Source organism: Leucobacter triazinivorans (genome assembly GCF_004208635.1).
Lineage (GTDB): Bacteria > Actinomycetota > Actinomycetes > Actinomycetales > Microbacteriaceae > Leucobacter > Leucobacter triazinivorans.
In genome coordinates, this window is sequence record NZ_CP035806.1 from 901,941 (window position 1) to 928,849 (window position 26,909).

A 26,909-nucleotide genomic window follows, 5' to 3' on the forward strand; every position below is an offset into this window, starting at 1 on the left:
AGGATGACGGGTGGTGAAATTCGTGTTGAGCTCAGATCTCGTCGACGGACGAGGTCTCGAAGCGGGTGGACAGGTTGATGCCGAGCTCTTCCGCAGTGCGGTGGGCCTCGTCGTCGTTGTCGCGCAGGTTGACGACGGATCCGTCGGCCCCCAGCACCTCGACGTTCAGGCAGAGCGACTGCATCTCCTTCATGAGCACGCGGAACGACTCCGGCACGCCCGGCTCGGGGATGTTCTCGCCGCGCACGATCGCCTCGTACACCTTGACTCGGCCGAGGATGTCGTCCGACTTCACGGTCAGCAGCTCCTGCAGCGCGTACGCAGCGCCGTACGCCTCGAGCGCCCACACCTCCATCTCACCGAAGCGCTGGCCGCCGAACTGCGCCTTGCCGCCCAGCGGCTGCTGGGTGATCATCGAGTACGGTCCCGTCGAGCGCGCGTGGATCTTGTCGTCGACGAGGTGGTGCAGCTTGAGGATGTACATGTAGCCGACCGAGATCGGGTAGGGGTACGGCTCGCCCGAGCGTCCGTCGAAGAGACGGGTCTTGCCGCTCGAATCGATCAGTCGCTCGCCGTCGCGGGTGACGAGCGTCGAGTCGAGCAGACCCGCGATCTCCGCCTCCGACGCGCCGTCGAACACCGGGGTCGCCACCTTGGTGCCGGGGGCGGCCTCGAGCGCTTCGGGCTTCAGCTTGGCGGCCCACTCGGGGGCGCCTTCGATCTTCCAGCCCTGCTTCGCGATCCAGCCGAGGTGCACCTCGAGCACCTGCCCGAAGTTCATGCGACCGGGAATGCCGAGCGGGTTGAGGATGACGTCGACGGGGGTGCCGTCGGCGAGGAAGGGCATGTCCTCCACCGGCAGGATCTTCGAGATGACGCCCTTGTTGCCGTGGCGGCCGGCGAGCTTGTCGCCCTCGGTGATCTTGCGCTTCTGCGCGATGTACACGACCACGCGCTGGTTGACGCCCGAGCCCAGCTCGTCGTCGTTGTCGTTCTCGGCGTCGAACACCTTCACCGCGGTGACCGTGCCGGAGACGCCGTGGGGCACCTTCAGGGACGTGTCGCGCACCTCGCGGCTCTTCTCGTTGAAGATCGCGCGGAGCAGTCGCTCCTCGGCCGAGAGCTCGGTCTCGCCCTTCGGCGTCACCTTGCCGACGAGGATGTCGCCCTGCTTGACCTCTGCGCCGATGCGGATGATGCCGCGCTCGTCGAGATCCTTCAGCGCCTCCATGCTGGCGTTCGGGAGATCGCGCGTGATCTCCTCCTTGCCGAGCTTGGTGTCGCGGGCGTCGATGTCGTACTCCTCGATGTGGATCGAGGAGAGGGTGTCGTCCTTCACCAGGTTCTGGCTGAGGATGATCGCATCCTCGAAGTTGTGGCCCTCCCACGACATGAACGCGACGAGCAGGTTCTTGCCGAGCGCGAGCTCGCCGTTCTCGGTGGCGGGGCCGTCTGCGATGACCTCGCCGGCCTCGATGCGCTCCCCCGCCTTCACGATGACGCGGTGATTGTAGTTCGTGCCCTGGTTGGAGCGGTCGAACTTGCGCATGAAGTAGCTCTTCGTGCCGCCCTCGTCCTGCTGCACGGTGACGAAGTCGGCCGACACCTCGGCGATGACGCCCGACTTCTGGGCGGTGATCACGTCACCCGCGTCGACCGCGGCGTAGCCCTCCATGCCGGTGCCGACGACCGGCGACTCGCTCATGACGAGCGGCACGGCCTGACGCTGCATGTTGGCGCCCATGAGCGCGCGGTTCGCATCGTCGTGCTCGAGGAAGGGGATGAGCGACGTGGCCACGGAGACCATCTGACGGGGCGAGACGTCCATGTACTGGACGCGCTCGGAGTCGACGAGCACCACCTCGGAGCCGCGGGGGCGGGCGAGCACCTGCTGCTCGGCGAAGCGGCCGTCCGCGGTGAGCGGGGCGCCGGCCTGAGCGATGAGGTACTCGTCCTCCTCGTGCGCGGTCAGGTAGTCGACCTGATCGGTGACCTTGCCGTCGACGATGCGACGGTACGGGGTCTCGATGAAGCCGAAGGCGTTGATGCGGGCGAAGGTCGCGAGCGCGCCGATCAGGCCGATGTTCGGACCTTCGGGCGTCTCGATCGGGCACATGCGGCCGTAGTGCGAGGGGTGCACGTCGCGCACCTCGACGCCCGCGCGGTCGCGCGAGAGGCCGCCGGGGCCGAGCGCCGACAGACGGCGCTTGTTGGTCAGGCCCGCGAGCGGGTTGTTCTGATCCATGAACTGCGACAGCTGCGAGGTGCCGAAGAACTCCTTGATCGCCGCCAGCACGGGGCGGGTGTTGATCAGGGTGTTCGGCGTGATCGCCTCGATGTCCTGCGTGGTCATGCGCTCCCGGACCACGCGCTCCATACGGCTGAGGCCGGTGCGCACCTGGTTCTGGATGAGCTCGCCCACGGCGCGGATGCGACGGTTGCCGAAGTGGTCGATGTCGTCGGTGTCGAGGCGGACCTCGATCTCCTTGCCGTCGCGCAGGCCCGGGAGGGTCTCGGTGCCCGCGTGCAGGCCGACGAGGTACTTGATGGTCGCCACGATGTCCTCGAGCGACAGCACCGACTCGGTGATGGGGGCGTCGACGCCGAGCTTGCGGTTGATCTTGTAGCGACCGACCTTGGCCAGATCGTAGCGCTTCGGGTTGAAGTAGCTGTTGTCGAGGAGCGCGCGCGCCGCCTCGATGGCCACCTGCTCGCCCGGCCGCTGCTTGCGGTAGATGTCCTTGAGCGCATCCTCCTGCGTGAGGATGCCGTCCTTCTCGAGGGTGAGCGCGATCGACTCGTAGCCGGCGAACTCCTCGAGGATCTCCTCGCTCGTCATGCCGAGCGCCTTGAGGAACACCGTGACCGACTGCTTGCGCTTGCGGTCGATGCGCACGCCGACCTGGTCGCGCTTGTCGACCTCGAACTCGAGCCACGCGCCGCGGCTCGGGATCACTCGCGCGGTGAAGACGTCCTTATCGCTCGTCTTCTCCTGCGCTCGCTCGAAGTATACGCCGGGGCTGCGGACGAGCTGCGACACGATGACGCGCTCGGTGCCGTTGATGATGAACGTGCCCTTGTCGGTCATGATGGGGAAATCGCCCATGTAGACCGTCTGGCTCTTCAGCACCTGGGTCTCGGTGTTGTAGAACGCCGCCTCGACGTACAGCGGAGCGGCGTACGTCTTGCCGCGCTCCTTGCACTCTTCGATGGTGAACTTCTGCTCGTCGAGGATCGGGTTCTCGAACGACAGCTGCATCGTGCCGGCGTTGTCCTCGATCGGCGAGATCTCGTCGAAGATCTCCTCGAGGCCGCTCTTCAGCGCGATGTCGTCGCGCCCTTCGGCCTGCGCCTCGACGACGCGTTCCTTCCACGCCTCGTTGCCGACGAGCCAGTCGAAGCTCTCGAGCTGGAGCGCCAGCAGGTTCGGCACCGACAGCGTGTCGGAAATCTTGGCGAAGGAGAGGCGCGAGTGGTTGCGACCGTTCTTCGATTGGGTGGTTGACGATGCGTTGCGCGCAGCAGCCAAGGAAACTACCTCCGTGGGCCCCGTCGGGCCGGTTGACCTGGTCTTGCGAGAATTGCATCGGATCACGCGCGCGAGGCTCATCTGCGCTTTCGCGCCAGCTCCCGGGGCCTACCGCTATATGAAGGCACACTGGTGTCCGTAGTGCAACTATCAACTGTAACACCATTGTTATCGGCTGTCCAGCCCGGATCGCGGTGCCGGGTGCTCGCGAGGGTCGCTCCGGCCGCCCCGCACGCTCCGCCCCCGCCCAGCGGGACTGGGTAGCGTGGTCGACATGTCGATGACCCCGGCTGCGACCGGATCGCCCACCCGCCTGCGCAGGGCGCTGCCGTGGGCGGTGCTCGGGATGCTCGGGGTGCTCGCCTTCGGCGCCTACCTGCGCTTCGCCGAGCGCGGGCCGCTCGGCATCGACGCGTGGTGGCACGGGGTCGCGACCGCCACCCGCGGGTCGGCGGCCTACGCGATCGCGGTGTTCATGGCCGAGGCAGGAGACGGGATCGGCGCCGCGGCGTGCACCGCGATCGCCGTCGCACTCCTGATCGCCGTGCGCCGGCCGCGCGACGCGGTCGCCGTGGCGTCCGCCCTGCTGCTCGGAGTGCTCGCCTCGGAGACGATCAAGGCGCTCGTGCTGCGACCGCGCCCCTGGGACCAGCTCTACACCGCGCACGGCGGATCCTACCCCTCCGGCCACTCGATGGGAGCGGCGGCGCTGGCAGTATCGCTCGCGCTCGTCGTCGCCGGAGTCCGGGCGCTGCCGCGGGCGGCGGCCCGGTGGGCGGCCGCCGCCGCGACGTGCTGGATCGCGCTGATGATGTGGAGCCGCACGGCGCTGCACGTGCACTGGTTGACCGACACGCTCGCCGGCGCCGTGCTGGGCGCCGGCATCGCCGTCGTCGTGCGGTACGCCTGGTTCGCGCCGCATCGCCGTGTCGCCGGACGTCGCCGAGGGTGATGGAATGGGGGGATGCAGACCACTGTCCCCCGGATGGACGAGCGCGAGGCCCGGGCCTGGCTCGGCCTCATCACCGTGCTCCAGCTCCTCCCCAACGCCCTCAACGCCCAGCTGCTGCGCGACTCCGGCGTGACCCATTTCGAGTTCTCCGTGCTGTCGACGCTGTACACGGCGCCCGAACCCGTCACGGGGATGACCGAGCTGGCGCGGCGCACGGATTCCACCCTCCCCCGACTCTCTCACGTCTGCTCCCGGCTCGAGCAGCGGGGCTTCGTCGAGCGGACACCGCGACCCACGGATCGACGGGCGACAGACGTGCGGCTGACCACCCAGGGCCGCCAGAAGCTCATCCACGCGATTCCGAAGCACATCGAGCTGGTGCGCAGTCTCGTCATCGACGCGCTCTCGCCCGAGCAGCTCGACGCGCTGATCGGCATCACCGGCGCCATCGAGCCGCGCCTCACCGCAGATGCGGCTCGGCGCGGCGCGGACCCGACGCCGGGACGATCCTCCACCGCGGGCTGAGCGCCTTCGGCGCCCGCCGATCCCCGCGCCGCGGGTCGCGCCCCTCCGATCGAGCGATTTCCCAGCCGAGACCCGAATGATTGTTGCGACAAGTTATTTCGGGAGCGGGCAGGAGCACTCATGACGAACACACCCGACGGGGCGCACTCGCGCAAGGCGCAGCGCGAACGACGACGCGCCGAGCAGGTGGCCGCCTACCAGCGCGAGCAGGCCGCCCAGCGGCGCAATCGGCGCATCGGGATCGCGAGCACGGTGGTCGGCGGCGCGGCAGTGCTCGGCCTGATCACGACGTTCATCGTCACCGGCGCGCGTTCGGGGCAACCCGAGGACCTCGCGATCCGGGGACTGCAGGAGTTCCCGGGCATCACCGCGAATCACATCGACCCCAACCCCGTCGACTACGAGGCCGCGTACGGCATGCACCCGCCCGCGGGCGGCGATCACTCGCAGTTCTGGCTGAACTGCGGGGTCTACACGGAGCCGCAGCCCGACGAGAACGCCGTCCACTCGCTCGAGCACGGCGCCGTCTGGGTGACGTACGATCCGGACTCGACGAGCGAAGCGGACGTGGCCGCGCTCCGCAGCTCGATCCCGAACACCTACACGATCCTGTCGCCCTATCCCGGCCTTCCGGCGCCGGTCGTCGCGTCGGCGTGGGGCGCCCAGGTCGCCCTGGACGGTGCGGACGACGAGCGACTCGGACAGTTCATCGACGCGTACTGGAAGTCGCCCTCGGCCCCCGAGCCCGGCGCGTCCTGCACGGGCGCCCTCGAGGGATCCGGACGTGTCGCCTAGCAGACGCTCGCCCGGTGTGGCCGCGCTCGTCGCCACCACCACCGCCCTGGTGCTCGTGGCGGTGTCGCTGATCGCGGGGCGGGTCTCGGCGCCCGTCGACGCCGCCCCCGGATCCCGCAGCGCCGAGGCCGGGTTCGCCCGCGACATGCAGGTGCACCACGACCAGGCGGTGGAGATGTCGATGATCATCCGCGATCGCACGGAGGACGAGGAGATCCGCCTGCTCGCCTACGACATCGCCACCGCGCAGGCCAGGCAGAGCGGGCAGATGTTCGGCTGGCTCGCGGTCTGGGGGCTGCCCCAGGCGTCGCCCGAGCCCGCGATGACCTGGATGCACCGTCCCGCCCCGGGGGGCGGGGACGGCCACCGGCACGCGGAGCCCGTGGACGACCCGGAAGGGGCGCCCGCGGTCATGCCGGGCATGGCCACCCGGGAACAGCTCGACGAGCTGCGCGCCGACTCGGGGATCGCGGCCGAGCGCAGGTTCCTCGAGCTGATGATCGCGCATCACGCGGGCGGCGTGGACATGGCGGAGGCCGTGCTGGATCGCAGCACGACCCGGGCGGTGGACGATCTCGCCCGCAGTGTGATCGCCTCCCAGGAGAGCGAGATCCGGCTCATGGAGCGTCTGCTCTCGGAGCGTTGACCCCGCACCGCGGGGTCAACGCTCGCCGGTCACGAGACCGGGCGGCGGAGATCACTCGCGGTGGCGATACGCCCACCCGAGCACACGGCCGTCAACCCGCGAGCAGCTCCTGCGTCGTCGCGCCGGCCAGCGACAGCGTGACCTGCGTTCCCCAGGGGTCGTCCACGACGATCGAGCGGCCCGTATCCGCGAACGCCACTCCCCGACCGCGCAGTCGTGCGGCGAGCGCGTCGAGATCTTCGCGCGCGGGCAGCGCGATCGCCACGTCTCCGAGCCCGAGGCGGGCACCGCGCGGGCCGGCGCCCAGACTGTTCCAGGTGTTCATCGCCACGTGGTGGTGGTAGCCGCCCGCCGAGGCGAACAGCGCGCCGGGGTATCCCGTGACGGTGGCCTCGAAGCCGAGCACGCCCACGTAGAAGTCGCGGGCGCGGGCGAGGTCGCCCACCTGCAGGTGGACGTGCCCCACCCCGCCGGACTGCCGTTCCGCGTGCGCCAGTACGGCCTCGTCGAGGTGAGCGGAGAGGTAGGCGTTGGGGTCGAGGGGCAGCGTATCCATACGGAGCTCGCCATTCTCATAGCTCCACGCGTTTCTGGGCCGGTCGACGTAGAGCTCGATCCCGTTGCCCTCGGGATCCGTGAAGTAGAACGCCTCGCTCACGAGGTGGTCGCTGGATCCGGCGAAGGTGCTGCGAGGATCCCTGGCGGCGCGGTACACCGTCGCCGCCAGGCTCGCAGCATCGTCGAAGAGGAACGCCGTGTGGAAGAGGCCGGCGTCGCGAGGATTCGTCGCGGGCAGGTCCGGCGTGTGCACGAGGCGCACCATCGGGGTGGTCCCCCGGCCGAGCACCCGGTGCACCTCGCGGCCGAGCGAGCGCTCCTCGATCGGCACGAGCGCGAGCGCGTGCTCATAGTAGGAGCTCATCCGCTCGAGATCGCCGACGCGCAGACTGACGGCGTCCATGGCGAGGTCGGCCGAAAGCGTGCGCTCGGAGACCGACGCGTTGTCCGGTGACATGGGTTCCCCTCCGTTCCGTGGTTTCGGGCGTTCGCGCTCAGGCCTCGACCGCGAATCCGCCGGTCCAGGAGATCGTCTCCCCGACCGCGAGCGTGAGCTGCAGGAAGCCGATCGCCTCGAGCTCGTGCGCGCGGGCGAGCGAACCGGCATCGATCGCACGGAGCCCGCCCGACACGACGTCGGCCATGAGCGTCGACTTCGCCTCGGCCGCATCGCCCGCGACCAGCACGGTGGTCGCACTGTCGCCCACCGTCCCCGAGGCGAGCGTCGCGGCGAAGTTCGTGTTGAAGGCCTTCAGCACCCGCGCGTCGGGCAGGGCCCGCTGGATCTCGGCGGCGGCCGAACTGCCGTCGGGCACGACCAGGCCGTCGAACGTCTCGAAGTCGAGCGGGTTGGTGATGTCCACGACGATCCTGCCCGCGAGCTGGTCGCCGTAGGCGCCGAGGATCTCGGCGACCGCCGGATAGGGCACGGCGAGCACGACGACGTCGCCGGTCACGGTCGCGCCGACACCCTGCTCGTGCGAGATGTGCTCGACGGATGCGCCGCCCTTCGCGAGGACGCCCCCGATCGCCTGGGCCATGTTGCCGGTGCCGAAGATGGTGTATGCGGTCATTGCGCTGCTCTCCTTGAGTGTCGTGCGCCCCGGAAGGATCGTGTGATCGAACGGTGGGGCATCGGTATTACTTGTAGGTACAACCAAATCATAGCCGCTATTTACTTGCGGGTGCAACTATTTCGATACGATGGCGGCATGGCCCCGTCGCTCACCCACCCCGAACGCACCGCCGTCGCGCGACTGCAGGCGCTGCTCGAGCTGCTGCCCGCGGCCCTCGACAAGCGGCTCGCACCAGCCGGAATCACAGCGTTCGAGTACACTCTGCTCGAGCGGCTCGCCGAGCAGGATCGGCGACGCATGCGCCTGAGCACCCTGGCATCGCGCACGAACGCCTCTCTCCCGCGCATCTCACGGGTCGCGTCGTCGCTCGAGCGCCGCGGCCTGATCGAGCGCGCATCGTGCTCGGAGGACGGTCGAGCGACGAACGCGGTGCTCACCGCGCACGGGGCCGAGACCTTCGAGCGTGCGCACGACGTCCATGCCGAGGCCGTGCGCGCGCTGATCCTCGACGGCCTCGCCGCGCTCCCCGGCGACGGCGTCGACACGCTCTCCGAGCTCGCCTATGCGGTGCTCGGCAGTCTCGATCCCGACCGCGTGGGCGGCACCGGGGGCGCCGACGATGCTCACCCGAGCGTCCCGTGCGCGGCGGATCCGGCGGGTGGGGGTGCGAGTGCGGCAGGTGCGGACGCGGGTGCGGCGGATCCGGGTGCGCCGGGTGCGGACGCAGGTGCGGCGGGTGCGGCGGATCCGGAACGCCCCGCGTGCCCCGCCGATCCCGGTTCCGATGGCGTAGAGTCGGGTGCCATGGAATCCGAGGCGACGCACGACCGGGCCCCTGAGGCCGGCACCTCTGCCGCCGGTGCCCCCGCCGGCAGCACGATCATCTTCGGCGCCGACTGGTGCGGCGACTGCCGCCGGGCGAAGCTCGTCTTCGATCGCGCGGGCGCGCCATACACCTATGTCGATCTGGTCCGGGATCCCGCGGCGGCGGAGGTCGCCCGCGACATCAGCGGCCGCACCAACATCCCGGTGATCCTCTACCCCGACCGCAGCCATCAGGTCGAACCCTCAAACGCCGACATGCTGCGAAAGATCGACGAGCTGCGACTCGCCTCCCCGGCGGAGCCCCGGGCGTGAAACTGCCCGAGCCGATCACGCTGGGCTCGGGCCTCACCGCCGAGATCGAGGAGGACCGCTGGGTGCCCGGCGCCGTGCAGCTGCTCGTCGACGGCACCCCCCAGTCGCACGTGAACCTGCGCGACCCCTCGGAGCTCTTCTTCGAGTACATCCGCCGCATCGGGCACGTCATCGACCTCTTCCGCCCCGCGGCGCAGCCCGTCTCGGCGCTGCACCTCGGCGGGGGCGCCTTCACCCTGCCTCGCTACATCGAGGCCACCCGGCCGGGCAGTCGGCAGCAGGTCGTGGAGATCGAAGGCGCGCTCGTCGACCTCGTCCGCGAGGCCGCTCCGCTGCCGAAGCGTGCGAGCATCCGAGTACGGCGCGGCGATGCGCGCGAGGTGCTCGCACGCCTGCCGGAGGGCATGCGAGGCGCGATGGACCTCGTGGTCGTCGACATCTTCGCGGGGGCGCGCACTCCCGCGCACGTCTCGAGCGTCGAATTCTATGAGCTGGTGCGGCCGCTGCTCTCCCCCGACGGCCTCGTCGTCGTCAACGCCGCCGACGGTCAGGGACTGCCGTTCGTGCGCGGACAGGCCGCGACGCTCGCCAGCCTGTTCCCCGAGGTGGTCGCGATCGCCGAGCCGCAGGTGCTGAAGGGCCGCCGCTTCGGCAACGTCGTGTTCGTCGCCGCTGCCGGCCGCGGCGCCCCGCTCGACTGGCTGCCGCGCCTGCTCGCGGGGGGTCCGCACCCGGCGCGCATGCTCGCGGGGCGCGAGTTCGACGAGCTGCTGCGCGGTGCGGCACCCGTGACGGACGCGACCGCCGCGGATTCGCCCGCGCCGGCGCGCGAACTGTTCGAGCGGAACTGAGGTGCGCGTCGTCGCAGCGCGCGCCGGCCGCGCCGAGCGCCGGAAGCACCGGGAGCGCGTGACGCACGTGACGCAGGGAATCCCCGCCGTGCACGGGGCGCCCCGTGGCTGAGCTCGCCCGCGTGCGGATCTGGGCCGAGGCCCTGATCCGCCTGCACCTCGATCCGCAGACGTGGAGCTTCGGCTTCGACCACGCCAAGCGCCGCGCGGGGCTCTGCAACTACACCGAGCGCCGCATCACCGTATCGCGCTATCTGGCCGAGAAATTCGACGACGACGAGATCCACCAGGTGCTGCTGCACGAGGTCGCGCATGCCATGGCCGGCGCTGCGGCCGGGCACGGGCCGCGCTGGAAGCGGATCGCGGCGCAGATCGGATACGTCGGCGGACGCACGCACGACGGCGAGATCGCCCACGAGCGCGCCCCGTGGATCGGCGCGTGCCCCGCGGGGCACGCGCACTACCGCTTCCGGCGTCCCACCCGCGCTGCCTCATGCGGACGGTGCGCTCGCGGCTTTTCGGACGCCCACCTCATCGAGTGGCGCAAGCGCCCGGAGCTCTGATTCCCCGGGCGGCGGCCCATAGGGCAGGATCCGGCGCCGCACGGTGCGCTCCCGGGGCGACGGGCGAGATCCGACGCACGACGTTCCGGACGCGCGTCGTCGCGATCCCGCGGCCCGGTCAGTAGCCGACCGTCGACAGCGCCTGCCGCAGCAGAGCGCCCCGCCCACCGGGCAGCTCATCGAGGGTGTCCGGCGCGAGCGCCTCTTCCGGCGACATCCAGCTGACCTCGAGCGCGTCCTGCCGCGGGTTGCACGTGCCGGTCACCGGAACGACGTAGACGAGAGACACCGCGTGCTGCCGCTCGTCGACGAACGACGAGATCCCCGGCATGGGGAAGTACTCGGCGATCTGAGCCGGCACGAGAGCGGTGGGCATCTGCGGGAACGCCATCGGCCCGAGATCGTTCTCGAGGTGCCGGAACAGCGCCTCGCGCAGCGTCTCCCCGTAGCGCACCCGCCCCGAGATGAGCGCGCGCGTCATCACCCCGTCCGGCGTGCTGCGCAGCAGCAGCCCCACCTCGATCACCTGGCCGAGCCCGTCGAGGCGCACCGGAACCGCCTCGACGTAGACCACGGGGAGCCGCCCGCGCACGAAGCTCAACTCGTCGTCGCTCAACCACCCCGGGTTCCCCGCGGGTGCGGGGCGATCCTCGGGCCCTTCGGGATCGGGAAGCTCGGCCGTGTCGATGCTCATGCTGCCATTCTTGCACCCGCCGGGATTCCCCGGTCTCCCGGAGGCCCGCGGCGAGTCGGCGGCACACGCCGCACGTTCGGCGAGGGCGCGCTCCGGCGCCGTCCGCAGCACGTGGGTAGGCTGAACGCATGAATGCGAGCACCGACACCCCCACTCGCCGCGTCGCTCTCGTGCAGGTCGCGAGCCCCTCGGACGAGTCGCGCGAAGCCCGCATCGAGCGGGTCGAGCAGGTGCTGCGACGGCACCCCGACGTCGATCTCTTCGTGCTCCCCGAGCTGTGGAGCGCCGGGTACTTCTCCTTCGAGCGCTACGAGGAGCTGGCCGAAACCCTCGACGGCCCCACGGTCGCGATGGCCCGCCGCGTGGCCCGCGACCTCGGGGCCTCGATCCACCTGGGCAGCATCGTCGAGCACGGCAGCGACGGGGCGCTCCACAACACCGCCGTGCTCATCGACGGGACGGGCCGGATCGCGCAGACCTACCGCAAGATCCACGTCTTCGGCTATCAGTCGCTCGAGTCCGAGCTGCTCACCCCGGGAACCTCGCTCAGCGTGGTCGCCGGCCCGCTCGGTCCCACCGCGGGCACCACCTGCTACGACCTGCGCTTCCCCGGCCTCTGGCAGGAGCTGAGCGCCCGCGGCGCGGAAGCCGTCATCGTGCCGGCGGCGTGGCCCGCGGCGCGCCGCGAGCACTGGTGCCTGCTCACCCAGGCCCGGGCCGTCGAGCACCAGCTGTGGGTGCTCGCCTGCAACGCCTGCGGCAGCCAGGGCGACCCGGACGCGCCGGTGCAGTTGGGCGGATTCAGCCGCGTCGTCGACCCGTCGGGCCGCGTGGTGGCGGAGTGCGGCGACGGCGAGGAGGTGCTCGTGGTCGACCTCGACCCGGCGCGCGTCGCCGAGGTGCGCGCCGAGTTCCCGGTCATCGCCGACCGTCTGAGCACCGCGGACTACGCGGCGCTCGGCTCGGATCCGGGCGAGGGCACCGCGGTGCACGCGGCTGCCACCTGAAGCTCTAGCGCTCGACGATTGTGACGTCGGGCCCGAGGATCGCGGCAGACGCTGCGATCTGCTGCTCGGGCGTCACGCCGAAGCGCGTGCGCTGCAGCAGCTCGGCCGAGTCGGCGAGCGGGGTGATCGACAGGCCGTGCCTCGCCGGCAGATCACCCGCGGCCTCCTCCTCGGCCGTCCAGTCGTAGTGCATGTAGGTGAGGATCGCGCTGGGGCGCTCCACCCGCACCTCCCCCGCGTCGTCGCGCGCCAGCTCGAAGCCGGCGATGACGCCGGTGCGCTGGTCGAGTGTGAGCTGGGTGCTGAGCATGTTGCCGATCGAGTACCACACGAGCGTGCGGCCGCCGTCGGCGCGGTCGAGCCAGGCCACCGGCTGCAGCACGTGCGGCCCCGTGCCGATGATCACATCGGCGCCGAGATCGGCGACCCGCTGCGCGAAGGCCTGCTGCTGGCCGTTCACGTCGTGCGAGTCCTCGGTGCCCCAGTGCGCCGAGACGATCACCACGTCGGCCTGATCCCGCGCCTGCGCCATGAGGTCATTCACCAGCGCGTCGTCGCCCATCATGTTGAGCGTGACGCCGTCGATGGGCGCGTTCGAGTACTCCGCGAACGAGACGAGCGCGATCCGCACCCCGTCCCGTTCGAGCACGGTCGGCGCCCGCTGCTCCTCCGCGCTGCGGTTGGCGCCGGCGACCACCGCGGGTGCGAGGCCGTCCCAGGCGGCGCGGGTGGCGGCGACCCCGGCCGTCCCCTTGTCGGCGGTGTGGTTGGTGGCGAGGTTGACGAGATCGCAGCCGGCCGCGCCCTGCAGATCGCGCGCGAACTCGACCGGCGCGTTGAACGTGGGGTAGCCGCTGATGCCGAACTCCACCCCGGCGCTCGGCACCTCCTGGTTGCAGAACGTGACGTCCGCAGCGTCGAGCTGCGTGCGGATGCCGTCGAAGAAGGGGGCGTAGTCGTAGCCGCCGTCGCGCTCAGCGTTCGCATTGACCGAATCGTGCGGCAGCATGTCGCCCATTGCGATGACCTGCAGCGGTTGCGGATCCTCGGGCTCGGCGATGGCGGGTTCGTCGGCGCCCTCCTCGGCGGGCGGCTCGGGGCTCGGTGTCGCGGTGGGTGCGGGATCCGGGCCCCCGCCCAGCAGCATCGCCGTGGCGACCCCGGCACCCGCGAGCACGAGCGCCGCCGCCGTGATCGTGATGAAGAGCCGCGTCCTGCGCGGAAGCCGTGGGCGGGGTTCGTCGCTCATGGAGTCCAGCCTACGCACTCCCGCGCCCGGTCGAGGCGGATCGGGATCTGCGCCATTCGTGCAGGAGATCACCGCTCGTGCGGGCCGACACGCCGTGATCCCGCCCGAATAGGCGAGGATCTCCTGCACGACGGGCGAGCTCTCGGTGCGCGTGCGACCGGGCACCGACGGGGCGCCGACCGGCAGTCGGCGGGTGCGAGGAGGATTAGGCTGAGGGGCATGATCCGCCCTCGCACTCGCGCCGCGGCCCTGCTGCTCTGCGCCTGCCTGCCGCTGCTCGCCGCATGCGCTCCCGAGCCCGCCCCGTCCCCGGCGCAGGAGACGCCCGCTCCGGAGCCGACCACCGAGCCGAGCGCCGCTCCGGACGAGCCCGAGGAACCCGCCTTCGATCGGCAGGCGCACTCGATCGACGATCCCGCCTCGATCTGGGTCGTCAGCAACAAGCTGCGCCCGCTCTCCCCCGCCGACTTCGCTCCCGCCGACCTCTCGATGCCGGAGGGCGTCGAGAACGAGTTCTCCCAGCCGCTGCGCGAACCGGCCGCGCGCGCGGTCGAGTCGCTCGTCGCCGCGGCCGCGGCAGAGGGCCTGACCGTGCGCATCATCAGCGCCTACCGCGACTACGCCACGCAAGTCGGGCTGTACGACGGGTATGTGGCGCGCGACGGGCAGGCGGCCGCCGACACGTATTCGGCCCGGCCCGGGCACTCCGAGCACCAGACGGGCCTGGCCGTCGACTTCGACGACCACGGCGCCTGCTACCTCGCCTCTTGCTTCGGCGAGACGCCGGCCGGCGCCTGGCTGGCCGAGAACGCGGCCGAGCACGGCTTCGTGCTGCGCTACCCGGAGGGCAAGCAGGAGATCACCGGCTTCATGCCCGAACCGTGGCACTTCCGCTACGTCGGCACCGAACTCGCCCAGGAGATGCGGGCGACCGGGGTGACCACCCTCGAGGAGTTCTTCGGCCTCCCCGCGGCGCCCGGGTACGCGGAGTAGGCTCGTGGCGTGACACGCACCCCCGAGACCCAGCCCGTCATCCGCGTCAGCGCGGTCGTCATGCGCGACCCGCGCGGGCACGTGCTCACCGTGCGCAAACGGGGAACCGCGGCGCTGATGCTGCCGGGCGGGAAGCACGAGCAGGGCGAGGATCCGCGCGACACCGCGGTGCGGGAATTCGAGGAGGAGCTCGGGATCGCGCTCGACCGCGAACGGCTCGACGCCCTGGGCGTGTTCCGCGCCGCGGCCGCCAACGAGCCCGGGCACGCCGTGGAGGCGTCGGTATTCGAGCATCCGTACCTCGCTGCCGCCGTGTCGGCGCGGGCGCGCGCGGAGATCGAGCACCTCGAATGGGTCGACCCCGCGGTGGCGCGGGCCGACATGGCGCCGTTGAACACCGAGCTCGTGTTCCCCCTGCTGCGCGCCGCTCGCTGAGCGGGCACTTCCGCCGAACCCGAGCTCATTCTCCGAAACCGAGCGAATTCTCGGCGCTGGAAGGGTCGGTTTCGACGAACGGGCTCGGGTTCGGCGGGGCTCGCCTCCCTCGCCGCCCCTAGAGCTCGGGCCCCCGCGGCACGTCGAGACCGAGCAGCGCGTTCTCGACCACCTCCATGAGAGCCGGGTGGATCCAGTACTGGCCCCTGGCGGCCGCGTGGGCGTCGATGCCGAAGCTCATCGCCATCACCACGACCTGAATGAGATTGGAGGCCTGATACCCCATCGCGTGCGCGCCGAGAATGCGACCGTCACGGCGATCCGCCACTATCGTGAAGACGCCCGTCGAGTCCTCCATCGCCCAGCCGTACGCGGTATCGCCGGTGCGCTGCGTCGCAACGGTGACGTGCTCGGCGCCGATCCGGGCGCCCGCCTCGCGCTCTGTGAGGCCCACCTGGGCGAGTTCGGGGTCGCTGAAGACGGCCGCCGGAACCACCTCCTGCCGCGAGCGACGCAGATCGTCGGGATGCTCGAGGTTGTGCGCCACCACGCGCGCCTCGTGATTGGCGACGTGCTTCAGCTGGTGCGGCGAGGAGACGTCGCCGAGCGCGTAGAGCCCGGTGACGGGTGCGCCGCCCGACCGCACGCGCTGGAACTCGTCGACCACGATGCGCCCGTCCGCGTGCAGATCGAGCCCGGCCGCCGCGGCGCCGACCAGATCGGAGTTGGGAATCCGCCCGATGGCGACGAGCACGACATCGGCCGGGATCCGGTCAGCCGCCCCGGCACGATCGGCCGCCTCGGCAGGGTCGCCCGCCCCGCGCGCGGTAGGCCCCACCTCGACGGTGACGCCCCCGCGCGCGACGCCCCCGCGCGCCGCCTCGATCCCACGCACCTCGCACCCGAGCCGCACGTCCCAGCGCCGCCCGGCCTCGGCGGTGAAGCGCGCCGAGATCTCGGCGTCGAGCCCGCGCAGCAGGCGCTCGCCGCGCACCACCTGCACGACCTCCGAGCCGAGCCCCGCGAAGATCCCGGCGAACTCGCTCGCGACGTACCCGCCGCCGATGATGAGCACCCGCCCGGGCTGCTCGGCGAGGCGCATCACGGTGTCGGAGGTGTGCACCTGCGGCAGCCCGATGCCGGGGATGTCCGGGATCACCGGGCGCGATCCCGCTGCGATGACCAGCTGCTCGGCCTCGACCCGCGTGCCGTCCGCCGCGACGAACGAGCGCGCACCGGTCAGCCGCACCTCCTGGGAGATGAGCTCGACGTTATCGAGATCCTCGGCCCGATAGCGCTCCCCCGCGGCGGAGATCGCGTCGATGCGCGAGAAGATGCGGTCCCGGATGCCCGGCCAGTCGACGGCCTCGGTGCGCATGGCGACGCCGAGGCGCGCGGCCTCCTCGGGCGAGCGGGCGAGCGCCGCCGGGCGCACGTACATCTTGGTGGGGATGCAGCCCGCATTGAGGCAGGTGCCCCCGAAGACGCCGCGCTCGGCGATCACCACCCGCCGGTCGTCCCAGAAGGGCGTGATGAGGGAGTTCCCCGAGCCCGAACCGATGATCGCGAGGTCGGCGGTGATGGTGCGCATGCGGCCCATGCTGTCAGACGAGCCCCGCTTCGGCGAGCCAGTCGCTCGCGATCCGGTCTGCGGGGAGCTCCTCGCCGACGCTGCGGGCGTTGAGCGCGACGAGATCCTCGGCGCTCATGGCGGCGCTGACCTCGTCGATGATCTCGGCGGCGCCCTCGTCGACGCGGTCGCTCGCGAGCGGCACGACGTGCGAGGCGAGAAAGATGCCGCGCGTGTCCTCGAGCGCGACGAGGTCGTTCTCGGCCACGGTCGGATCGGCGGTGTAGATGATGGCGAGCTGGATCGCGCCGTCGCGCAGCGCCTTCACCGTGAGGGGCCCGCCGCCGTCCTCGATCGGGGTGAACGCGACGCCCTCGATGCCGTAGACCTCCGCGAGCCCCTCCGGCCCGTACGGACGGGTCTCGGCCTCGGAGTTCGACCCCAGGGTGAGCGGCTCCTCGACCTCGGCGAGATCGTCGATGCTCGTGAGGTCCCAGGTCTCGGCGAACTCGCGGGTCACCGTGTACGAGTCCTGGTCGGTGGCGGGCGATTGCTCGAGCACGCGGAGTCCCTCCGGGGTCGCGTCCTGCAGCTCGGCGTAGACGTCATCGGAGAGTCTGGCCTCGGTCTCGGGATCCCAGAACTGCAGCAGATTGCCGCTGTACTCGGGGAAGAGGTCGATCGACCCCGCCTCGATCTCGGGCAGGTAGACCTCGCGCTGGCCGATGCGGAACTGGCGGTCGACCTCGTACCCGCCGGCCTCGAGGGCCTGCGCGTAGATCTCGGCGATGATCTCGTTGGAGTAGTAGTCCTGCGAGCCGATGACGATCGTGTCTGTGGACCCGCCTCCGGAGGCGTCCGGGGCGTCCAGCGGGTCCGCGCTCGAGCAGCCGGCGAGGAGCGCGGCGCTGAGCGCGAGCGCGCCGGCGGCGAGCGCACCCGCGCGCAGGCGCGAGGCGGGGGCGGAGGGCGCGGGGGGTGCGGGAGTGCGACGGAGCATGATCAGGGTTCCTCTCGGTCGATGGTCTGGGGTCTGGGGTCGGTGCGGCGGGGTGGCCCGGCGCTGCTCGCGCGGGCGGCACGGCGCCTCGGCTCGCCGCTCGGGCGCGCGTAGCGCACGGCGGCGCGCTGGCACGCCGCGAGCAGCAGCTCGAGCACCAGGGTCAGTGCGATCACGAGCAGCGCGCCTCCGAGCATCTGGGCGTAGTCGCGGGACTTCAGCCCCGCGAAGAGGTAGCGCCCGAGTCCGAGGTCGGCCGTGTAGGCCGCGAGGGTCGCCGTCGAAACGACCTGCAGCGCCGCGGCGCGCACCCCGCCGATCATCACGGGGAGGGAGAGGGGCAGTTCGACGCCCAGGATCACCTGCGCGGGGGTGAATCCGATCGCCTTCGCCGCCGCGGGCACCGAGGGATCGACGGCCTGCACGCCCGCGTAGGCGCCTGCCAGCAGCGACGGGATAGCGAGCACGATGAGCGCGAGCAGGGGCGCCGCCAGGCCGATGCCCAGTGCGAGGCCGAAGAGCGTCAGGAGGCCGAGCGTGGGCAGCGCCCGCGCCGCACCCGTGAACCCGCCGACGAGGGCGGCGCCGCGGCGGGTGTGCCCGATCAGCACCCCGGCGGGAATCGCGATGGCGGCCGCCACCAGCAGCGCGAGCGCGGTCACCCCGAGATGCTGCAGCGTGCGCGTGGGGATGCCCCCGGGCCCCGCCCAATTGGCGGGGTCGGCGAGCCAGGCCAGTGCCTCGGCGAAGAGGTTCACGACGCCTCCCCCGTCGCTCCCTGCGCCCCCGTCGCTCCCTGCGCCCCCGTCGCTCCCCTCGCCCGCGGAGCACCGCTCCGCGCACCCGACACGGCCCGTGCGGCCCGTGCGGCCCGTGCGCGCTGCGACCGCCTCGAACCCTGCGACCGCCGCGAACGGCGGGATCCGCGTGCCGGCCGGTTCCACGGAGTCAGCGCGCGCCCCACGCCGAGCACCACGGCGTCGAGCAGCAGCGCCAGCACCACCGTGGCGAGCACCCCGGTCCAGACCTCCGCGGCGATCCCTCGCTGGAATCCGTCGGTGAGCAACGTGCCGAGGCTCGGGACGCCGATGAGCGCACCGAGCGTCACGAGACTGATCGTCGACACCGTGACCACGCGCACGCCCGAGACGAGCACCGGGACCGCGAGCGGCAGGTCGACCCGCCAGAACAGCCCCCGGGGCGCGTACCCGGTGGCCACCGCGGCATCGCGCACCCGCCGGTCGACGGCGGCGAACGCGTCGGCGGCGGTGCGCACGAGCAGCGCCACGCCGTAGACCGTCAGAGCCGCGACCATCGTCTGCCACGACCGCAGCGCGGTGCCGAGCACAGCCGGGATGATGATCAGGAGCGGCAGGGCCGGGATCGCGTAGGCGAGCGTGGCCGCGGAGAGGAGGGGCCCGCCGAGGCGCGGCCTGCGGAACGCGAGCCGCCCCAGCGGCACCGCCACGAGCACGCTGATGAGGATCGCCGGAACGCTGAGGAGCAGGTGGTCGATCGCGAGACCCGCCACCGTCTCCCAGTTGGCGATCGCCCAGTTCACGGCTCCAACACCCCGACGGTTCGGCCCTCGCCGTCGACGGCGACGGTGCGGCCGTCCATGTCCACGGCGTGGAGGCGGCGCTCGGCGCGATCGGCACCGACGAAGTCGCGCACGAATTCGTTCGCCGGGTGGGCGAGGATCTCGGCCGGAGCGCCCCGCTGCGCGATCCCCGCGCCCGCCTCGAGCACCACGACCTCGTCGCCCACGAGGAACGCCTCCTCGACGTCGTGGGTGACGAAGACGATCGTCTTGCCGAGGTCGGACTGCAGCTGCAGCAGCTCGCGCTGCAGCTCCCGCCGCACGATGGGATCGACCGCGCCGAACGGCTCATCCATCAGCAGGATGTTCGGATCGGCGGCGAGCGCCCGGGCGACGCCGACCCTCTGCTGCTGGCCGCCCGAGAGCTGGCTCGGGTAGCGCCGGCCGAGGGCGGGGTCGAGCCCGACCCGCTCGAGCAGACCGGCCGCGGCCGAACGCGCCGCGCGCCGCGGCGCACCCGTGAGCAGCGGCACGGCGGCCACATTGTCGAGCACTGTGCGATGCGGCAGCAGACCGCCGTGCTGCATGACGTAGCCGATCGAGCGGCGCAGCTCGACGGGGTCGCGCTCGCGCACGTCCTCGCCGTCGATGAGCACGCGTCCCGACGTGGGATCGACCATGCGGTTGACCATCCGGAGCAGGGTGGTCTTCCCGGATCCGGACGAGCCGACCAGCACCACCGTGCGGTGGGAGGGGACGACGCACGAGAACTCCGCGACGGCGATCGCGCCTCCCGGGTACTCCTTCGACACATGCTCGAACTCGATCATGTCGACGACGTCCTCCCGTTCTGCCGGCACCGATGCTCCATGCACCACCCTAACGAGGCACGGAGCGCTGCGGGGACGGGCTTGTCCGCTCGCAGCGTCATGGTGTACGGGGAATATGTGGCGACCCGCAGACGGCCTGGCGTAAACTGGACCTTTGAACTGGCGGAAGAGGGACGGCGATGTCCGTCCCTCTTCTTGCGTGCCCGCCGCCGCGAGCCGTGGCGGAAACGATCGAAACGGACCCGCATGAACTCCTCCCTCCCGACGCGCCCCCGGCCGTCCGAAGCCGGGCCGGCGGGCGAGCGCGCCGTCGGAACCGGCACCGCGCACGCGAAGGCGATCCTGTTCGGCGAGCACGCGGTCGTGTACGGTGCGCCCGCGATCGCCGTGCCGCTGCATCAGCTCGAGGTCGAGACCATGATCCGCCCGACGCCGGGCTCCGAGCTGCGCATCGAGAGCGAGCTCTTCGCGGGAACAGCCTCGTCGGCGCCCGAGGTGCTGCGCCCCGTCATCACCGCCGTGCGGGCGGCGCTCGGCGCAGTCGGCGCGGTCGGCGCAGAAGAGATGCAGGCGCAGCTGCGGGTGCGCAGCGCCATCCCCCACGGGCGCGGGCTCGGGTCGAGCGCGGCGGTGGCAGCGGCGATCGCCCGGGCGGCGGCCGATCTCTTCGGAACCGAGCTGGACGCCGATGCGTTCCACGAGATCGTGCAGCGCGCTGAGCGCGTGGCGCACGGCAACCCGAGCGGGATCGACGCCCGCGCCGTCTCCGCGGCCGGGCCGATCCGCTTCCACGGCGGCAGCGCCCGGCCCACGGGCGTGGGCGCCCCGCTCACCTTCGTGCTCGCCGACTCCGGAGTGCCCGGGTCGACCGCGGCAGCCGTGGCAGGCGTGCGCGAGCGCCGCGCGGCCGATCCGGTGCGCATGGATCGGGCCATCTCGCAGCTCGCCGATATCGCCGAGGGCTCGGTGCTCGATCTCGAACTCGGTGACCGCTCGGCGCTCGGCTCGCGCATGCTCGAGGCACACGCACTGCTCGGCCGCATCGGCGTGAGCACCGTGCAGCTCGACGCGCTGGTCGAGGCCGCGCGCGCGGCGGGCGCGCACGGGGCGAAGCTCACGGGCGGCGGCCTGGGCGGCTGCGTGCTCGCGCTGGCGGAGTCCGAGGCGCAGGCCGAGCACATCGCGCTCGCGCTGCGCTCCACGGGCGCGCCCCGCACCTGGACGACCACAGTGGCCGCCGCATGACCCGGGCCGGCACCGCGGCGAATGGGACCGCCGGCGGCACTGCGACCGCACGGGCGTTCCCGAACATCGCACTGGTGAAATACTGGGGCAAGCGCGACGAGGCCGTCATGCTGCCGGCGGCCGGCAGCCTCTCGCTGACGCTCGACGCATACGCAACGACCACCGCCGTGACGCTCGACGCGAGCGCCGCGAGCGACCGCTTCGAGCTGAACGGAGAAGCGCAGGCGGGCGATCGTCTGCGCCGCGTCACCCGCTTCCTCGACCTCGTGCGCGAGCGCTCGGGGTCCACCGCCCGCGCGCTCGTGCGCTCGCACAATGAGGCGCCCACGGGCGCGGGCCTCGCCTCCTCGGCGTCGGGCTTCGCCGCGCTCGCCACCGCCGCCTCCGCGGCCTACGGCCTGCCGGGCGACCCCGCTTCGCTCAGCAGGCTCGCGCGCCGCGGATCCGGATCGGCCGCCCGCTCGATCATTCCCGGCGTCTCCGTCTGGCACGCCGGCGACGGCGACGAGACCTCCTTCGCCGAGCCCGTCCCGGCTCCCGAGATGCGCATGGTGATCGTCACGGTCGACGAGCGGCAGAAGGCTATCTCGAGCCGTGAGGCGATGCGTCTCACCGCGCTCACCTCGCCGTTCTACCCGGCCTGGGTCGCGAGCACGGAGCAGAGCCTCGAGGCGATGCTCGAGGCCTGCCGCGACGGCGACTTCACCCGCATCGGCCGCATCACCGAATCGCACGCTCTGCGCATGCACGCGGTGATCCAGTCGGCCGACCCGCCCGTGCGCTATCTGGCTCCCACGAGCATCGCGGTCTTCGACGCCGTCTCGGCGCTGCGGGATCGCGGCGTCGAGGCGTACGCGACCGCCGATGCCGGCCCCAACGTCTGCGTCGTCGTGCGGCCCGCCGAGGCCGAGGCGGTCGCCGACGAGCTGCGCGGGTTCGGGCGCGTGCGCGTGGTCGGGCCCGGTGCCGGCGCCGAGCTGATCGACGCGGATCCCCGTCTCTCGGCTCCGCTCGACGCATCCCCAGGCGGGGATCCCGCCGCGACCGGAGCCGGCGCGTGATCGAGACCCGCGCTCCGGGCAAGCTCTACATCGCCGGCGAGTACGCGGTGGTCGAGCCGGGCGAACCCGCCGTGCTCGTGGCGGTCGACCGCTACCTCTCGGTGCGCCTGACGGCGGCGAGCGGCGAGGGCCGCGTGCGGTCGAGCGCCTACGAGCGATCGCCGCTGGTGTGGGTGCGCGACCGCGACAGCGGGCGCATCGTGCCGACGCATGATCCGCGCGACTACGTCTTCTCGGCGATCGCCGCGGTCGAGGAGCTGCGCGCCGAGCGCGGGCTCCCTCCGCACTACTTCGACCTCGACATCGACAGCGAGCTCGACGACGAGCACGGCCGCAAGTTCGGACTGGGATCGTCTGCGGCCGTCACGGTGGCGGTGATCGCGGCGATCGATGAGTTCACCGGACTGGGCCTCAGCCCCACCGAGAGGTTCAAGCTCGCGCTGCTCGCCACGATCGAGGTGGCTCCCCGCGCATCGGGAGGCGACCTCGCGGCGAGCACCTTCGGCGGTTGGATCCGCTACACGTCGCCCGATCGCGACCTGCTGCGCGCGACGCGTGCCCGGCACGGCGTCGCGGCGGCGCTGCAGTCGGAGGAGGCGTGGCAGGGCTTCGGCGTGACCCGCCTGCCGCGGCCCGCCGGACTGCAACTGCTGGTGGGCTGGACGGGATCGCCCGCCTCGACCGAGCGGCTCGTTGCGGAGGTGGGGCGCCCGACGCGCGTCGGCGCGGAGACGGCTGGAGACGGCGACGGGCAGGCGGACCGTGCCTCGTTCTTGGATGCGAGCCGCTCCTGCGTGGACGAGCTCGTGCGCGGCCTCGCCGAGAGCGACGCCCTGGCGCTCGACTCCGTACGCCGGGCACGCGGGCTGCTGCAGGATCTCGGCGCGACGTCCGGCATCCGCATCGAGACCGAGCAGTTGCGGGCGCTCTGCGAGAGCGCCGAGCGGCACGGTGCCGCCGCCAAGCCCTCGGGCGCCGGCGGCGGCGACTGCGGCATCGTGCTCGCCCCCGCCCGTCTCGACACGAGCGCGCTCCTGCGGGAGTGGGAGGCGCACGGCATTCTGAGGCTGCCGCTGTCGGTGCACCCCTCGGAGCGCATTCCGCTGGATCGACCCACGATCGTTGGAGGCCCCGGTGAACTCTGAACGCGCATCGCGCAAGGACGACCACGTGCGTCTCGCCCACGAGCAGCGCGGCGACGCCCCCGGCGCCAACGCATTCGACGACGTCGAGTTCGTGCACCACGCGCTCGCGGGGGTCGACGCGAGCCGGGTCGACCTCGCGGTGCGGGTCGGCGAATGGCGCTGGAGCACCCCGTTCTATGCCAACGGTATGACGGGCGGCACCGAGTGGACTACCCGCATCAATCGCGAGCTCGCCATCGCCGCCCGCGAGACCGGCATGCCGATGGCGTGCGGCTCCGTGTCGGTCGCGCTCGATCACCCCGAGGCAGCGCGCGGCTTCGCGGTGATCCGCGAGGAGAACCCGACCGGCTTCGTGATGGCGAACCTGGGCGTCGGGCGCAGCGCCGACGACGCCGTGCGCGCCGTCGAGCTGCTGCACGCCGACGCACTGCAGCTGCACCTCAACGCCGTGCAGGAGACCGCGATGCCCGAGGGCACGCGCGACTTCTCCTGCTGGGAGGCTTCGGTTGAGCGGGTCGTCGCCGCGTCACCCGTGCCGGTGATCGTGAAAGAGGTGGGCTTCGGTCTCAGCCGCCGCACGCTGCTGCGTCTCTCCGAACTCGGCGTCCGCATCGCCGACGTGAGCGGCGCCGGGGGCACCGACTTCCTGCGCATCGAGAACGCCCGGCACGACTCCGACGCCCGTCGCAGCGGCCACGACTTCTCGATGCTGTCGGGCTTCGGCCAGTCGGCGCTCGCCTGTCTGCTCGACGCGCCCGAAGGCGGCCCGGCTCTGCTGGCATCCGGCGGCGTGCGCAACCCCTTCGACGTGGTGAAGGCCCTCGCCGCGGGTGCCGGCGCCGTCGGCGTGGCGGGCAGCTTCCTCGAGGCCCTGCTCGACGGCGGCGCCGAGACGCTCGTCCCGCTGATCGAGCGCTGGGTCGCCCAGACCACGGCGATCCTCGCGCTCCTCGGGGCGGCCGCACCGGCCGAACTCACCTCGACCGACCTGCTCGTGCGCGGCCGGCTGGCCGAGTTCTGCCGCCTGCGCGGGATCGACCTCACCGCGCTCGCGACGCGATCGGGGCCCTGACCCGCAGGCGCCTTCCCCGCGCCCCGCCCTCCCGGACCCTGCAGACCCCCTTCCAGAAGAGAGACGCCGTGAACGATTCCGACACCATCGTCACCGAGATCCCGACCCGCTGGGTCGGCCCGCTGCGCGTGAGCGGCGACGCGATCACGACCGAAGCGCCCCACAGCGAGATCGCGGTCCCCCTCGCCACCTACGAGACGCCGCTGTGGCCATCCGTGGGGCGCGGCGCCAGCATTTCCCGCGAGATCCCCGGCGGGATCCGCACCGTGGTCATCGGCGAGCGCATGACCCGCTCCGTGCTCTTCGTCGCGGAAGGAGCCGTCGGCGCGGACGCCGCCGCGCGCGCCGTCCAGCAGCGCTTGCCCGAACTGCAGGAGGTCGTCTCGGCGGGCAGCCGCCACGCGCAACTGCTCGAGGCACACCCCGAGGTCGTGGGGAATCTGCTCTTCGTGCGCTTCGCCTTCCTCACGGGCGACGCCTCGGGGCACAACATGGTCACCAATGCTTCAGACGCGCTCATGCAGCGCATCCTCTCGTGGGGCCTCGGGATCGACTACGGCTCGATCTCGGGCAACTTCTGCTCCGACAAGAAGGCCACCGCGGTGAACGGGATCCTGGGTCGCGGCCGCAACGTCGTGGCCGAGATCCTGCTCCCCCACGAGGTCGTCGAGCGCCGGCTGCGCACCACCGCCCGCAGGGTCGCCGACCTCTCGGTGCGCAAGAACCTCGTCGGCAGCACGATCGCCGGCGCGATCCGCTCGGCCAACGCGCACTACGCCAACATGCTGCTGGCCTTCTACCTCGCCACGGGTCAGGACGCCGCCAACATCGTCGAGGGATCGCAGGGCATCACCTACGCGGAGGAGCGCGAGGACGGCCTGTACTTCTCGTGCACGCTGCCCCACCTCATCGTCGGCACCGTCGGCAACGGCAAGCACCTCGCGCACGTGAACGCGAACCTCGAGCGGCTCGGCTGCCGGGACGAGCGTGAGCCCGGCGCGAACGCGCGCCGCCTCGCCGCACTCATGGCGGCGACCGTTCTCTGCGGGGAGCTCTCGCTCCTCGCGGCCCAGACTAACCCCGGTGAGCTCATGGCAGCGCACCTGCTCATGGAGCGGAAGGAGACGCCGAGCGCATGACCTCGATCGGCATTCACGATCTCGAACTCGCGACCGCGCACCACGTGGTCGACCTGACCCGGCTCGCCGAGGCGGGCGGAACCGACCCGGCCAAGTACCACCTCGGCCTCGGCCAGGATCAGATGAGCTTTCCCGCGCCCGACGAGGACATCATCACGATGGGCGCCTCCGCCGCCCTGCCGCTCCTCGAGCGCAACGGCATCGAGGGGCTGCGCACCATCCTGTTCGCCACCGAGTCGGGCGTCGACCAGTCGAAGGCCGCGGGCGTCTCGGTGCACCACCTGCTCGGCCTGCCGCGGCAGGTGCGCGTCACCGAGTTCAAACAGGCCTGCTACGGCGGCACCGCGGCGCTCCAGGCGGCGATCGGCATCGTCAGCCGCTTCCCGCACGAGCGCGTGCTCGTCATCGCCAGCGACGTGGCGCGCTACGAGCTCGACTCCCCCGGCGAGCCCACGCAGGGCGCCGGCGCCGTGGCGATGCTTGTGAGCGCCGATCCCGCGCTCGTCGAGATCGAGCCGGCCACGGGTCTCTTCACCGACGACGTCGACGACTTCTGGCGGCCCAACGATTCATCGACCGCGGTGGTCGACGGCGCCCTCTCGGTGTCCGCGTACCTCGACGCGCTCACCGGATCGTGGGACGACCTGCAGGCCCGGGGCGGCCCCGGCATCGACGACGTCGACCGCATTCTCTACCACCAGCCCTTCACCAAAATGGCGAAGAAGGGGCAGCAGCGCCTCGTCGAGCACACCGGGGCCTCACTGAGCACCGCGCTCACCGCGGCCGAGCAGGCCGCGGCAGGCGCCGCGCGAGACACCGGCCTCGTCACGGGCTCGATCTACAACCGACGCCTCGGCAACAGCTACACCGCATCGCTCTACGCGGCCCTCGCCGCACTGATCGACCACGACGCCGATCTCGCGGGGCGGCGCATCGGCATGTTCAGCTACGGTTCGGGCAGCGTCAGCGAGTTCATCACCGGCATCGTCCAGCCCGGGTACGCGTCGCGGAGAGGCGCCGAGCGCGTGGCCGCGGCGCTCGAGGCTCGCGTGCCGCTCGAGGTGGCGGAGTACCGCGAGCTGCACGCCCGCGCATACCCGAGCGCAGCGGATGTCGAGACGCCGCGGATCACGCGCGCGCCGTTCCGCTTCGCCGGCCTGCAGGGGCGCGCGCGACGGTACGAGCGCACCGCCGGTTGAGCAGATGGATCCTGCGACTCGCCTGGCGCGGTAGCGCCACCGCGGAATGCGCGGAATGCTGACGCATCCCGCCTCGGCATTCCGCGCACGCAGGATGA

General features: G+C 71.8%; 26 protein-coding genes. 16 read left to right on the forward strand and 10 right to left on the reverse strand.

What is annotated here, in order from left to right; all coding sequences use genetic code 11:
* Nucleotides 1–31: 31 nt before the first annotated feature.
* Nucleotides 32–3,529, reverse strand: a complete 3,498-nt coding sequence (gene rpoB, locus EVS81_RS04180) for a DNA-directed RNA polymerase subunit beta (protein ID WP_130109268.1) — start codon at nt 3,527–3,529, stop codon at nt 32–34.
* 274 nt (nt 3,530–3,803) lie between these two features.
* Here rpoB and EVS81_RS04185 point away from each other — a divergent pair, with 274 nt between their 5' ends.
* The 4 genes from EVS81_RS04185 (at nt 3,804) to EVS81_RS04200 (ending at nt 6,447) form a co-directional block, all read left to right on the forward strand.
* Nucleotides 3,804–4,481 (forward strand): phosphatase PAP2 family protein, encoded by a 678-nt coding sequence (locus EVS81_RS04185; protein WP_130109269.1) that lies wholly within the window; start codon nt 3,804–3,806, stop codon nt 4,479–4,481.
* Between the two features lie 12 nt (nt 4,482–4,493).
* Nucleotides 4,494–5,006, forward strand: a complete 513-nt coding sequence (locus EVS81_RS04190) for a MarR family winged helix-turn-helix transcriptional regulator (protein WP_240739959.1) — start codon at nt 4,494–4,496, stop codon at nt 5,004–5,006.
* 120 nt (nt 5,007–5,126) lie between these two features.
* Entirely contained in the window at nt 5,127–5,801 is a 675-nt protein-coding gene (locus EVS81_RS04195; RefSeq protein ID WP_130109270.1) for a DUF3105 domain-containing protein, read from the forward strand.
* On the forward strand, nt 5,791–6,447 hold the full coding sequence (locus EVS81_RS04200) for a DUF305 domain-containing protein (RefSeq protein WP_130109271.1): 657 nt from the start codon (nt 5,791–5,793) through the stop codon (nt 6,445–6,447). Before EVS81_RS04195 ends, EVS81_RS04200 begins: the two co-directional genes overlap by 11 nt.
* Before the next feature lie 91 nt (nt 6,448–6,538).
* On the opposite strand, the gene EVS81_RS04205 is transcribed toward EVS81_RS04200, so the two are convergent.
* Together EVS81_RS04205 and EVS81_RS04210 are read right to left on the reverse strand one after the other, a co-directional pair.
* A complete protein-coding gene (locus EVS81_RS04205) occupies nt 6,539–7,462 on the reverse strand; it encodes a VOC family protein (RefSeq protein ID WP_130109272.1) in 924 nt (307 codons plus the stop codon).
* 37 nt (nt 7,463–7,499) lie between these two features.
* Complete coding sequence (locus EVS81_RS04210; protein WP_130109273.1) at nt 7,500–8,078, reverse strand: NADPH-dependent F420 reductase; 579 nt, start codon at nt 8,076–8,078, stop codon at nt 7,500–7,502.
* Between the two features lie 138 nt (nt 8,079–8,216).
* Here EVS81_RS04210 and EVS81_RS16240 point away from each other — a divergent pair, with 138 nt between their 5' ends.
* The 3 genes from EVS81_RS16240 to EVS81_RS04230 all read left to right on the forward strand — a co-directional run bounded on the left by EVS81_RS16240 (nt 8,217) and on the right by EVS81_RS04230 (nt 10,632).
* On the forward strand, nt 8,217–9,218 hold the full coding sequence (locus EVS81_RS16240) for a glutaredoxin domain-containing protein (protein ID WP_420813253.1): 1,002 nt from the start codon (nt 8,217–8,219) through the stop codon (nt 9,216–9,218).
* Nucleotides 9,215–10,069, forward strand: coding sequence for a spermidine synthase (locus EVS81_RS04225; RefSeq protein WP_420813254.1), 855 nt, complete (start codon nt 9,215–9,217; stop codon nt 10,067–10,069). The genes EVS81_RS16240 and EVS81_RS04225 overlap by 4 nt, the downstream gene beginning before the upstream one ends.
* Before the next feature lie 104 nt (nt 10,070–10,173).
* Entirely contained in the window at nt 10,174–10,632 is a 459-nt protein-coding gene (locus EVS81_RS04230; protein ID WP_130109274.1) for a SprT-like domain-containing protein, read from the forward strand.
* A gap of 118 nt (nt 10,633–10,750) precedes the next feature.
* On the opposite strand, the gene EVS81_RS04235 is transcribed toward EVS81_RS04230, so the two are convergent.
* A complete protein-coding gene (locus EVS81_RS04235) occupies nt 10,751–11,326 on the reverse strand; it encodes a DUF4916 domain-containing protein (RefSeq protein WP_130109275.1) in 576 nt (191 codons plus the stop codon).
* Nucleotides 11,327–11,454: 128 nt separating this feature from the next.
* Between EVS81_RS04235 and EVS81_RS04240 the strand changes: the two genes are divergently transcribed.
* Nucleotides 11,455–12,333 (forward strand): carbon-nitrogen family hydrolase, encoded by an 879-nt coding sequence (locus EVS81_RS04240; RefSeq protein WP_130109276.1) that lies wholly within the window; start codon nt 11,455–11,457, stop codon nt 12,331–12,333.
* Between the two features lie 4 nt (nt 12,334–12,337).
* Here EVS81_RS04240 and EVS81_RS04245 read toward each other — a convergent pair whose 3' ends face one another.
* Nucleotides 12,338–13,582 carry a CapA family protein gene (locus EVS81_RS04245; RefSeq protein ID WP_130109277.1) on the reverse strand — a complete coding sequence of 415 codons (1,245 nt, stop codon included), beginning with the start codon at nt 13,580–13,582 and terminating at the stop codon, nt 12,338–12,340.
* A gap of 219 nt (nt 13,583–13,801) precedes the next feature.
* Here EVS81_RS04245 and EVS81_RS04250 point away from each other — a divergent pair, with 219 nt between their 5' ends.
* Nucleotides 13,802–14,575 (forward strand): M15 family metallopeptidase, encoded by a 774-nt coding sequence (locus EVS81_RS04250; protein WP_130109278.1) that lies wholly within the window; start codon nt 13,802–13,804, stop codon nt 14,573–14,575.
* 9 nt (nt 14,576–14,584) lie between these two features.
* Nucleotides 14,585–15,010 carry an NUDIX hydrolase gene (locus EVS81_RS04255; RefSeq protein ID WP_240739960.1) on the forward strand — a complete coding sequence of 142 codons (426 nt, stop codon included), beginning with the start codon at nt 14,585–14,587 and terminating at the stop codon, nt 15,008–15,010.
* A gap of 118 nt (nt 15,011–15,128) precedes the next feature.
* Here the strand turns inward: EVS81_RS04255 and EVS81_RS04260 are convergent, their stop codons facing one another.
* The 5 genes from EVS81_RS04260 to EVS81_RS04280 are packed head-to-tail and all read right to left on the reverse strand — an operon-like array spanning nt 15,129 to nt 19,950.
* Nucleotides 15,129–16,601: a mycothione reductase gene (locus tag EVS81_RS04260; protein WP_130109279.1), complete on the reverse strand. Its 1,473-nt coding sequence runs from the start codon at nt 16,599–16,601 to the stop codon at nt 15,129–15,131.
* Between the two features lie 13 nt (nt 16,602–16,614).
* Entirely contained in the window at nt 16,615–17,580 is a 966-nt protein-coding gene (locus tag EVS81_RS04265) for an ABC transporter substrate-binding protein (protein WP_130109280.1), read from the reverse strand.
* A 2-nt stretch (nt 17,581–17,582) separates the two neighbouring features.
* The gene (locus EVS81_RS04270) at nt 17,583–18,338 is read right to left on the reverse strand and encodes an ABC transporter permease (protein ID WP_130109281.1); all 756 of its coding nucleotides are present in this window, start codon (nt 18,336–18,338) and stop codon (nt 17,583–17,585) included.
* Complete coding sequence (locus EVS81_RS04275) at nt 18,335–19,141, reverse strand: ABC transporter permease (protein WP_130109282.1); 807 nt, start codon at nt 19,139–19,141, stop codon at nt 18,335–18,337. Before EVS81_RS04275 ends, EVS81_RS04270 begins: the two co-directional genes overlap by 4 nt.
* Nucleotides 19,138–19,950: an ABC transporter ATP-binding protein gene (locus EVS81_RS04280; protein WP_130111283.1), complete on the reverse strand. Its 813-nt coding sequence runs from the start codon at nt 19,948–19,950 to the stop codon at nt 19,138–19,140. The genes EVS81_RS04275 and EVS81_RS04280 overlap by 4 nt, the downstream gene beginning before the upstream one ends.
* 246 nt (nt 19,951–20,196) lie before the next feature.
* Between EVS81_RS04280 and mvk the strand changes: the two genes are divergently transcribed.
* The 6 genes from mvk to EVS81_RS04310 all read left to right on the forward strand — a co-directional run bounded on the left by mvk (nt 20,197) and on the right by EVS81_RS04310 (nt 26,811).
* The gene (gene mvk, locus EVS81_RS04285; protein WP_130109283.1) at nt 20,197–21,195 is read left to right on the forward strand and encodes a mevalonate kinase; all 999 of its coding nucleotides are present in this window, start codon (nt 20,197–20,199) and stop codon (nt 21,193–21,195) included.
* On the forward strand, nt 21,192–22,256 hold the full coding sequence (mvaD, locus tag EVS81_RS04290; RefSeq protein ID WP_130109284.1) for a diphosphomevalonate decarboxylase: 1,065 nt from the start codon (nt 21,192–21,194) through the stop codon (nt 22,254–22,256). The genes mvk and mvaD overlap by 4 nt, the downstream gene beginning before the upstream one ends.
* Nucleotides 22,253–23,401 carry a phosphomevalonate kinase gene (locus EVS81_RS04295; RefSeq protein WP_130109285.1) on the forward strand — a complete coding sequence of 383 codons (1,149 nt, stop codon included), beginning with the start codon at nt 22,253–22,255 and terminating at the stop codon, nt 23,399–23,401. The genes mvaD and EVS81_RS04295 overlap by 4 nt, the downstream gene beginning before the upstream one ends.
* Nucleotides 23,391–24,473 (forward strand): type 2 isopentenyl-diphosphate Delta-isomerase, encoded by a 1,083-nt coding sequence (gene fni / locus EVS81_RS04300; protein ID WP_240739961.1) that lies wholly within the window; start codon nt 23,391–23,393, stop codon nt 24,471–24,473. The genes EVS81_RS04295 and fni overlap by 11 nt, the downstream gene beginning before the upstream one ends.
* A 68-nt stretch (nt 24,474–24,541) precedes the next feature.
* Nucleotides 24,542–25,612: a hydroxymethylglutaryl-CoA reductase gene (locus tag EVS81_RS04305; RefSeq protein WP_130109287.1), complete on the forward strand. Its 1,071-nt coding sequence runs from the start codon at nt 24,542–24,544 to the stop codon at nt 25,610–25,612.
* Entirely contained in the window at nt 25,609–26,811 is a 1,203-nt protein-coding gene (locus EVS81_RS04310; RefSeq protein WP_130109288.1) for a hydroxymethylglutaryl-CoA synthase, read from the forward strand. The genes EVS81_RS04305 and EVS81_RS04310 overlap by 4 nt, the downstream gene beginning before the upstream one ends.
* The last annotated feature ends 98 nt before the right edge of the window (nt 26,812–26,909 follow it).